Here is a 1132-nt window from a genome sequence, read left to right as displayed (position 1 = left end):
CGGAACACGTTTCCATGCCACAAGAACCATTTGACTCGCTCGATGTCCTTGAGGAGCTCTTCCCTCTCTGGGCCTTGCAGCCCTCGTGTTGTCTGCAAGAGTTGCTCGATGCGCATCGCGACATGAAACCAGTCCAGGATGTGCTCGGATCGCGGGTGTACGAACGCGCCGAGCTCGCGCACCGTATCGCCACCATCACACAGGAAGGTAATGTGCTGACGAGGAAGAATGCCTTGCGACTCGAGCACCGCACGTAAACGGCGCTTGGGTTTGCGGTCCACTCGGTGGACGAAGGCAAAGACTTTGGCCTCGCCTTCCTCGGGAATGCTCTTTCCGGCGATGACCTCGAAACAACCATTGGCGCCGGGCAAACGCTCGCGACCGCGGACGTAGCCCCCATCCAGTCCCACCGTGATCGGCGCTGGCGGCTCCGGAGAAGCTTCGATCTCGCGCTGGGAGCCGCCGTCGTAGGCGAATTGTTCCAGGCCAAGTTGCGCCTCGAGTCGCTCGGCCGTGGCCATGACGTGCTGGCGGATCGTCTCCTGATGCAACCCTTGTTCGATCGGCAGCACCTCTTGCAGAAGCGCCCTGACCGATGCAAACGAGACTTGCGCCGCCCACTTGGCCTCCAGGTACGCGAGTTCCGGGGACGTGTGCACCGTCAGCAGTTGGGTCAGCGGGCAGAACGTGGCCTCCCGGGATTGCTCGCAGCGGCAGCGATGCCAGCGAGGACTGCGCAGCGCGATGTCCCCAAAGGCGGTGCGGAAGCGCAGCGGATGGTAACCCTTGATGGCCCGTGGCTCGCTGCAGTGAGGGCAGGTCCTGCGCTCTGCGAGGTAAAGCTCCAGTTGCTGGCGCACAAGCGCTTTTTGAAGCTCGCCAAGTAGGGACTTGGCCTCTCCGAAGGAGAGCCCGACGTCTTGCACCTGGCCACACGGGCGATCGATGGCATGAAGCGGCACGGTGAAAGAGCCCGACGCGGCCCCTTCAACGCGAATTTGAACGGTGACTCTCATGGGGCCAGCCTTTCCTGAGATGGCGCAGCCAATGCGGCGAGCCTTCGGTTGATGGCGCGCCGATCGAAGCGGTCGGGGTGGTAGTGACGCAAGATGCCCCATTGCTCGTCGTCCAC

At 62.8% G+C, this 1132-nt stretch carries 1 protein-coding gene; it reads right to left on the bottom strand.

Annotation, left to right across the window (positions count from 1 at the left end; genetic code table 11):
- A partial coding sequence (locus tag WKW82_RS40570) for an ISKra4 family transposase (protein ID WP_340348855.1) occupies window positions 1–1016 on the bottom strand: 1016 nt, incomplete at its 3' end.
- Between the last annotated feature and the right edge of the window lie 116 nt (window positions 1017–1132).

Source organism: Variovorax rhizosphaerae (genome assembly GCF_037889975.1).
Classification (GTDB): domain Bacteria; phylum Pseudomonadota; class Gammaproteobacteria; order Burkholderiales; family Burkholderiaceae_C; genus Variovorax; species Variovorax rhizosphaerae.
The sequence above is the reverse complement of the archived record's forward strand: the minus strand, read 5'-3'. Positions and strand labels throughout refer to the sequence as shown.